Genomic DNA, 7,573 nt, shown 5'->3' with positions numbered 1-7,573 from the left:
GGCTCGCCGCCCACCGCCGCGAAGGCCGCCTCCACCCGCAGCGGGCCCGGCGCCACCGCGGCCTCCGGAGCCGGCGGAGCCGGACGCCCGGCGGACGGGTCCAGCGGCCCTGCCCGCAGCCCCCGCAGGCGGACCCCCGCCACCTGCCGCGCTGCCCGCCGCAGTGCTGCCTCGGCCGGCCGCGCGGCGATCCAGAGGCCGTCGTGCGGCCCGCCCAGCGGCAGCGGTCCGCCGAGCCCGATCCGGCGCCGGATCGACCCGGCCCGCTCGTGGGAGGAGGTTCTCGCATGGGAGGTCATTCCTCCACCTTGCCGTATCCGGACGGCGAGTAACGGAACCGCCACTTAACGTGGTCGCAGGAGGACGACCGAAAGGACGTACGGCTATGAGCGAGACGACAAGCGCCACCGGTGCGGCGGGCACCCGGGGCCGCACGACGATCGCCGACGGTGTGGTCGAGAAGATCGCCGGCCTCGCGGCCCGCGACGTGGTCGGCGTGCACGCGATGGGCAGCGGCACCTCGCGCGCCTTCGGCGCCATGCGCGACCGGGTCCCCGGGGGCGGCGGCCCCAAGGCGGTCTCCCGGGGCGTGAAGGCCGAGGTCGGCGAGGTGCAGACGGCGCTCGACCTGGAGATCGTCGTGGACTACGGCGTCTCGATCTCCGACGTGGCCCGCGACGTGCGGGAGAACGTGGTCGCCGCCGTCGAGCGGATGACCGGCCTCCAGGTGGTCGAGGTCAACATCGCGGTGAGCGACGTCAAGCTCCCCGACGAGGAGGACGAGTCGGCGCCGGAGCCCAGGATCCAGTGACCCGGTCCCCCGCGTGAGGCGCGGGACCGACAGGCGCACGATGAGGAGCGCACGATGAGCATGGCCGTGATCGGCATGATCGCCGGAATGGCACTGGGCTTCGCCGGATACTTCGGCGGCTTCGGGGCCTTCCTCCTGGTGGCGGCGCTGGGCGCCGTCGGTTTCCTGGTCGGCAGGTTCCTGGAGGGAGACCTGGACGCCGGCGACCTGTTCCGTCCCCGCGGCGACCGGCGGGGGTGACGGTGCCCGCCACGACCACGGCCCACCGCCGCCCGGACACCGCTCCGGGCGGAGGCCCGGCATCCGTCCCCGCCGCCGAGCGGGGCGAGACGCGGCTCGCGGACCGCGTGGTGGCCCGGATCGCCGCCCAGAGCGCCCGTGAGGCGCTGGACGACCTTCCGGCCGACGCGGTCCCCCCGTACGCCACCGTCAACCTCCACCAGGACGCCGGCACCGTCCGGGTGAACGTCAACCTCGAACTGACCTACCCCTCCGACCTCGGCGCCCAGTGCCGTGCGGTGCGCCGCCGGGTCACCGGGCGGGTGGCGGAACTGGCCGGCCTGAAGGTCCTGGAGGTCGTGGTGCACGTGGAACGCCTGCACTCCGTCCGGGGAGAACTGCGATGAGCGGCACGACGACCGGGGAACGCCCCTCGCTGCCGCAGCCGCCGCAGCCGCCGGACACCGGGGCCACCGTGGTGGAGCCCGGCACCACCGGACGGTTCTGGTCCACGCGCCGGCGGCCCTCCGCCGTGGTGGCGCTGCTGCTGCTGGCCGCCTGCGTCCTGCTCCTGTCCGACCTGGCCGCCGTGCGCGCCGGACGCCCCGCGCTGGGCGTGCGCCGCAGGCTGGCCCGCGAGCTCGCGGAGCGTCCGCTGGACGACGTGTGGGTGCTGGTCGGGGCCGGGGTGGCCGCCGCCCTCGGACTCTGGCTGCTGGTCCTCGCCCTCACGCCCGGGGTGCGGGGCATCCTGCCGATGCGGCGCGCCAGCCCGCAGGTGCGGGCGGGCCTGGACCGCAAGGCCGCCGCCATGGTGCTCCGGGACCGGGCGCTGGAGGTGCCCGGGGTGCGGTCGGTCCGGGTGAGGACGCGCCGCCGGAAGGCCGACGTGCGCGTGGTGTCCCACTTCAGGGAGCTCGACGAGGTCGGGGCGGACGTCCGGGGCCGGCTGGAGGAGGCGGTGCGCGGCCTGGGACTGTCGCGGCCGCCGGCCCTCGCGGTCCGGGTGCGCCGTCCCGAGCGGAGGAAGGGGTGAACACGGTGCTGTGGACGGTCAACCGGGTGCTGCTGGGACTGATCGGCCTGGTGCTGCTCGTGACGGGCGGATCGGTCCTGGCGGTCGGACTGGGCGCGCCCCCGCCCCGCTGGTGGATCCACCGGGACCGGCACGACGTCCTGCTGACCGTCGCCGAGCGGACCCGGTGGCGGGACCAGGGCTGGTGGTGGCCCGTGGTCTTCACGGTGCTCGCGCTGCTGGTGGTGCTGACGCTGTGGTGGCTGACCCGGTCGGTGCAGCGGCACCGGCTGGCGGTGGTGAGGGTCGACACCGGCGACGACGAGGGCGCGGTGCTGCGGGCCCGCGCGCTGGAGAGCTCGGTCGCCTCCGAGGCCGCGCGCCTGGAGGGCGTGGAACGGGTGCGGGTGCGGCTCACCGGACGGCACCGGAACCCGCGGATCCGGGTGCGGGTGCGGCTGGAGCCGGACGCCGACCCCGGGCGCACGCTGGACCGCCTCACCTCCGAGACGCTGGCCCACGCCCGGGCCTCGGTGGGGCTGACCTCGCTCCCCTCCGAGATCCGCATGCGCGCCGCCGGGCACCGCCCGGAGCGGGTGCTCTGAGGACCGGCGGGGGGTCCGCCGCGCGGACCCCCCGCCGCGGCTCAGAAGCCGCGCCGCACGCCGCCGTCGACCGGGACCATGATCCCCGTCAGGTACGAGGCGGCGGGCGACAGCAGGAAGGCGGCCACCCGGCCGAACTCGTCCGGCGTGCCGTACCGGCCCAGCGGGATGCGCGACTCGTTGGCCGCCCGGGTCGCCGCCGGGTCGGCGGAGAGCGCGTCCAGCTCCCGCACCCGGTCCGTGTCGATCCGCGACGGCAGCACGCCCAGCACCCGGATCCCGCGCGGTCCCAGCTCGTCGGCGAGCGACTTGGCGAAGCCGGCCAGGCCCGGCCGCAGTCCGTTGGAGATGGTCAGCCCGCCGATCGGCTCGTGCACGGACGCGGAGAGCACGAAGCCGATCACGCCGCCCTCGCCCAGCTCCGCGGCGGCCGCCCGGGCCATCCGCACGGCCCCCAGGAACACCGTCCCGAACGCGCCGAGCCACTGCTCGTCGGTGTTGTCGGCGGCCAGCCCGGCCGGCGGCCCGCCCACGCTGATCAGCACGCCGTCGAAGCGGCCGAAGTGCTCGCGGGCCGCCGCGATCAGCCGTTCGGGCGTACCGGGATCGCCGTTGTCGGCGGCGACGCCCACCGCGTTCGCCCCCAGCTCCTCGGCGGCCGCGGCCACCGAGGCGTCGTCCCGGCCGGAGACGACCACCTTCGCTCCGTCGGCGACCAGTGCGCGCGCGGTGGCGTTGCCCAGCCCGCGGGAGCCGCCGGTGACGACGTAGACACGGTCCTTCAGTCCAAGATCCATGCCCCCAGTCTGCACCGGGCGGCGCGGTCAGGCGGTGGCCGGGGTCGCGCTCTCCTCGGCGCCGTCCTCACGGCCGCCGTCCTCGGCGCCGTCCTCGCCCCCGCCCCGCCCGGGCGCCTCCCCGGCCGCCTCGCGCCGTTCGCGCAGCTCCCGGCGGACCAGCACCACCCAGCCGATCGGCACACCGGCGGTGAACAGCCACCACTGGATCGCGTACGCCATGTGGTTGCCGATGCTGTCGTGGTCCGGACCCGGGATCAGCTCGGGGCCGCCGTCCGCCGGGGCGGGGGAGACCAGCTCGACGTACCCGCCGAGGACCTCGGCGCCCAGCCGCTCCGCCTCCCCCTCGCTGCTGATCAGCATCACCTGCCGGTCGGGCAGGTCGTCGAGGTCCTTGATGCCGCTCTCCGCGGTCGTCTGGTCGGCCATCAGCCGCCCGGTCACCGTCACCTCGCCGTCCGGCGGGGCGGGGATCTCCGGGAACTCCGTCTGCCTGCTGCCGGCCGGCACCCAGCCGCGGTTGACCAGCAGGTACCGCCCGTCCTGGAGCCGCAGCGGAGTCAGCACGTGGTAGCCGACCCGGTCGTCGGCGTTGGTGCGGCGGCGCACCACCACCTCGCGGCCGGACTCGAAGACCCCGCGCGCGGTCACGTGCCGGTAGTACAGCTCGCGGCCGACCCGCGCGCCGGGCCCGGTCAGCGAGTCGACCGGCACCGGATCGGCGTCCAGCGCGGCCTCGATCCGCTGGTTGGAGGCGACCCTGTCCCAGTGGCGGTGCCACTGCCAGAAGCCCAGCTCGACCATCGTGGGAACGAGCGCGAGGGCGACCAGGGTGACGATCACCCACTGCCGGGTCAACAGGAAGCGGTACACACGACGACGGTAACAATCGCCGCGTTCCGGTCCCGCGTCGGCCCCGGCCGCCCCGGCCGGGTCACACCCGGTCGACGATGCCCGCCTTGCCGTCCGCCCTGGCGCAGTGGGCGCCGCAGTACCACTTGCCGTCGGCCTCCACCCCCTGGCCGATGATCTGCACCCGGCAGTGTTCGCAGATCGGGGCCATCCGGTGGATCGCACAGGCGAAGCAGTCGAAGACGTGGACGGCGCCCTGTGCGTGCACCTCGAACGTCATGCCGTAGTCGTTTCCGCAGACCTCACAACGTGCCATGGGGCCCAGGGTGAGCCGTCCGGGACGGCCGCCCCGGCAGCCCGGCCGCGCGCCGCCGGTGGTTCACCCGTCCGCCGGTTCGACGTCCCCCAGCAGCTGGCCGAAGGCCGCCTCGTCCACCACCGGGGTGCCGAACTGGCGGGCCTTGACCGTCTTGGACGTGCCCGAATCGGGGTCGTTGGTCACCAGCAGGCTGGTGAGCCGGGAGATGCTGCCCGCGACGTGCAGCCCGGCCTCGGTGGCCCGGTCCTCCAGCAGCTCGCGCTCCACCGAGGTGTCGCCGGAGAAGGCCACCCGCATGCCCTGCTTGAGCCGCTCGCCCGGGACGTACCGGCCGGGGTTCGGGAAGGGGCACGGCGGACGCTTCTTCGACCGGTTCCACGCCGTCGGCCGGTGACCCCCTGCCGACAGGCCGTGGCCGCCCCGCCCGCCGGACTGCCGCCCATCGCGCGCCGCCGGGCCGTCGGACCACTCGGTGAGCGGCAGGCACTCCAGCAGCGGCAGCCGCAGCGCCGAGGCCGCCGCCGCCCGCAGGCTGGGACGGAACGCCTCGGCCAGCACCCGGGCGTCGTCCAGCGCGTGGTGGGCGCGCCGCTGGACCACGCCGAAGTGCGCCGCCAGCGACTCCAGCTTGTGGTTGGGCAGCGGCAGCGCCAGCGCCTTGGCCAGGGCGATGGTGCACAGCCGCTGCCGCACCGGGGCCTCGCGGCCCGCCCTGGCGTACTCGCGGGCGATCATCTGCCAGTCGAAGACGGCGTTGTGCGCGACCAGCACCCGGCCCGCGAGGCGGGCCGCGAACTCCTCGGCGATCTCGGGGAAGAGCGGCGCGCTCTCCAGGGCGTCACCGGTCAGCCCGTGGAGCCACACCGGGCCCGGGTCGCGCTCCGGGTTGACCAGCGTGTACCAGTGGTCCTCCACCTCGCCGCGGGCGTCCAGCCGGTAGACGGCCGCGGAGATGATGCGGTCGTCCCGGGCCAGTCCGGTGGTCTCCACGTCGACGACCGCGTACCCCTGCGGATACGCGGCCGGCCATGGAGCGGTGGACGCTTCGGGCGTGCGGTCTTCGAGCATGGTCACCGAGGATAAGCGCCCGGGCCGACACCTCCGCCGTCCGGGGAGCGTCGGTACCCCGCCGGACGCATGTCCGGTGCGATCCTCCCGGTGTGACGGAACCACGGGAAACCGGTGAAAGCCGCCAAGGGTCTGAAAGCCGCGAAAACCTCGAACAGGAAGAAAGGGCGGGCGCTTCCAGGGCTCTCGGCGTCCGGCTCAACTGGCTGCGCGCCGCCGTGCTCGGCGCCAACGACGGCATCGTCTCCACCGCCGGCCTGGTGGTCGGCGTCGCGGGCGCCACCGGGAGCCGCGACGCCCTGCTCACCGCGGGCCTCGCCGGCCTGCTCGCCGGATCGATGTCGATGGCGGCGGGGGAGTACGTCTCGGTCTCCACCCAGCGCGACTCCGAGCGCGCCGCCCTCGCCGTGGTGCGGCGGCGGCTCCGGGAGAGGCCGCAGGCCAAGCTGGAGAAGCTCACCGGCCTGCTGGAGGAGCGCGGCCTGCGCCGGGAGACCGCCGGGGACGCCGCCCGTCAGCTCACCGCGCGCGACGCGGTGCGCGCCCACGCGGCGGTGGAACTGGGCATCGACCCCGACGACCTGACCAACCCCTGGCACGCGGCGGGCGCCAGTTTCGCCGCCTTCACGGTCGGCGCGCTGCTCCCGCTGCTGGCGATCGTGCTGCCGCCGGCCGGCTCGCGGCTCCCGGTCACCGTGGTCTCGGTGCTCGTCGCCCTGGTGGGCACCGGCTGGAGCAGCGCCCGCCTCGGCGCCGCCGACCCCCGCCGGGCCATGGTGCGCAACGTCGGCGGCGGGGCGCTGGCGATGGCGGTCACCTACGCCGCCGGGAGCCTGCTGGGCGCGACGGGGGTCTGAACGGGGCGCGGGACCGGCCCGCCGGGCCCGGCGGCGGTTGGCGGAGATCCACAGGAAAAGCCGCCCTACCGGCGGTAATAGTTGTCGATGACGACGTCTGGCCCCGGTCCGGCACCACCCCTACCGTGCAGGTATGCCGAACCTGCCCGATGTCGTGCTCTGGTCGATCCCGGCCTTCCTGCTGCTCACGCTGATCGAGGTGGTGAGCTACCGCGTCCACCCCGACGAGGACGCGGAGGGGTACGAGGCCAAGGACGCCGCCACCAGCATCGGCATGGGCCTGGGCAGCCTCCTGTGGGACTTCCTCTGGAAGATCCCGATCGTGGCGGTCTACACGGTCGTCCACGAACTGACCCCGCTGCGGATACCCGTGCTGTGGTGGACCGTCCTGCTGATGCTGCTCGCCCAGGACTTCCTCTACTACTGGTCGCACCGCGGCCACCACGTGATCCGCCTCCTGTGGGCCTGTCACGTGGTGCACCACTCGAGCCGGAGGTTCAACCTCACCACCGCGCTGCGGCAGCCGTGGACCTCGCTCACCGCCTGGCCGTTCTACCTGCCGCTGATCGCGCTGGGCGTGCACCCCGCGGCGCTGGCCTTCCTCAACTCGGTCAGCCTGGTCTACCAGTTCTGGATCCACACCGAGCGGATCGGCAAGCTGCCCGGGCCGGTCGAGTTCCTCTTCAACACGCCGTCCCACCACCGCGTCCACCACGCCTCCCAAGGCGGCTACCTGGACCGTAACTTCGGCGGCATCCTGATCGTCTGGGACCGGATGTTCGGCAGTTTCGCGCCGGAGACCGAGCGGCCGGTGTACGGACTGACGAAGAACATCGAGACCTACAACCCGTTCAAGGTCGCCACCCACGAGTACGTCGCCATCGGCAAGGACCTGAAGGCGGCGCGGAGTTGGGGCGAACGGGCGGGACGGGTGTTCCGCGGCCCGGGCTGGCAGCCGGCCCCCGGACCGGCGGCCCCCGCGGAGCCCGCCGTCCCCGCCGGGCCCGCCGCCGCACCGGCGGCCCAGGGC

General features: G+C 74.8%; 11 protein-coding genes and 1 pseudogene. 7 read left to right on the top strand and 5 right to left on the bottom strand.

Features of this window, described 5'->3' with window-relative positions; all coding sequences use genetic code 11:
- Positions 1-299: pseudogene (locus A2U95_RS25385) on the bottom strand (hypothetical protein); the annotation flags it as partial.
- A gap of 86 nt (positions 300-385) precedes the next feature.
- Here A2U95_RS25385 and A2U95_RS25380 point away from each other — a divergent pair.
- From A2U95_RS25380 to amaP, 5 genes are read left to right on the top strand one after another with little or no spacing between them, the layout of a single operon-like run.
- Positions 386-811 carry an Asp23/Gls24 family envelope stress response protein gene (locus A2U95_RS25380; protein ID WP_240958104.1) on the top strand — a complete coding sequence of 142 codons (426 nt, stop codon included), beginning with the start codon at positions 386-388 and terminating at the stop codon, positions 809-811.
- Between the two features lie 54 nt (positions 812-865).
- Positions 866-1,051: a hypothetical protein gene (locus A2U95_RS25375; RefSeq protein WP_166027165.1), complete on the top strand. Its 186-nt coding sequence runs from the start codon at positions 866-868 to the stop codon at positions 1,049-1,051.
- Between the two features lie 2 nt (positions 1,052-1,053).
- Positions 1,054-1,437, top strand: a complete 384-nt coding sequence (locus A2U95_RS25370) for an Asp23/Gls24 family envelope stress response protein (protein ID WP_166027163.1) — start codon at positions 1,054-1,056, stop codon at positions 1,435-1,437.
- Positions 1,434-2,066, top strand: a complete 633-nt coding sequence (locus A2U95_RS25365) for a DUF6286 domain-containing protein (protein WP_240958084.1) — start codon at positions 1,434-1,436, stop codon at positions 2,064-2,066. The genes A2U95_RS25370 and A2U95_RS25365 overlap by 4 nt, the downstream gene beginning before the upstream one ends.
- A 5-nt stretch (positions 2,067-2,071) precedes the next feature.
- Positions 2,072-2,650 carry an alkaline shock response membrane anchor protein AmaP gene (gene amaP, locus A2U95_RS25360; protein WP_420857051.1) on the top strand — a complete coding sequence of 193 codons (579 nt, stop codon included), beginning with the start codon at positions 2,072-2,074 and terminating at the stop codon, positions 2,648-2,650.
- A 41-nt stretch (positions 2,651-2,691) separates the two neighbouring features.
- On the opposite strand, the gene A2U95_RS25355 is transcribed toward amaP, so the two are convergent.
- The 4 genes from A2U95_RS25355 to A2U95_RS25340 form a co-directional block, all read right to left on the bottom strand.
- Positions 2,692-3,447 (bottom strand): SDR family oxidoreductase, encoded by a 756-nt coding sequence (locus A2U95_RS25355; RefSeq protein ID WP_166027157.1) that lies wholly within the window; start codon positions 3,445-3,447, stop codon positions 2,692-2,694.
- Between the two features lie 27 nt (positions 3,448-3,474).
- Complete coding sequence (locus A2U95_RS25350; RefSeq protein WP_166027155.1) at positions 3,475-4,320, bottom strand: SURF1 family cytochrome oxidase biogenesis protein; 846 nt, start codon at positions 4,318-4,320, stop codon at positions 3,475-3,477.
- Positions 4,321-4,381: 61 nt separating this feature from the next.
- Positions 4,382-4,615, bottom strand: a complete 234-nt coding sequence (locus A2U95_RS25345; protein WP_166027153.1) for a hypothetical protein — start codon at positions 4,613-4,615, stop codon at positions 4,382-4,384.
- Positions 4,616-4,678: 63 nt separating this feature from the next.
- The gene (locus A2U95_RS25340) at positions 4,679-5,686 is read right to left on the bottom strand and encodes a DEDDh family exonuclease (protein ID WP_166027151.1); all 1,008 of its coding nucleotides are present in this window, start codon (positions 5,684-5,686) and stop codon (positions 4,679-4,681) included.
- 206 nt (positions 5,687-5,892) lie between these two features.
- Here A2U95_RS25340 and A2U95_RS25335 point away from each other — a divergent pair, with 206 nt between their 5' ends.
- Together A2U95_RS25335 and A2U95_RS25330 are read left to right on the top strand one after the other, a co-directional pair.
- Positions 5,893-6,543, top strand: a complete 651-nt coding sequence (locus A2U95_RS25335) for a VIT1/CCC1 transporter family protein (protein WP_240958106.1) — start codon at positions 5,893-5,895, stop codon at positions 6,541-6,543.
- A 133-nt stretch (positions 6,544-6,676) separates the two neighbouring features.
- On the top strand, positions 6,677-7,573 hold an 897-nt coding region (locus A2U95_RS25330), incomplete at its 3' end, for a sterol desaturase family protein (protein WP_166027147.1).

The sequence above is a fragment of the Streptomyces chilikensis genome (assembly GCF_001642695.1).
Taxonomy (GTDB): domain Bacteria; phylum Actinomycetota; class Actinomycetes; order Streptomycetales; family Streptomycetaceae; genus Streptomyces; species Streptomyces chilikensis.
Note: the sequence above shows the minus strand (reverse complement) of the source record. Positions and strands in the feature narration are given on the sequence as shown.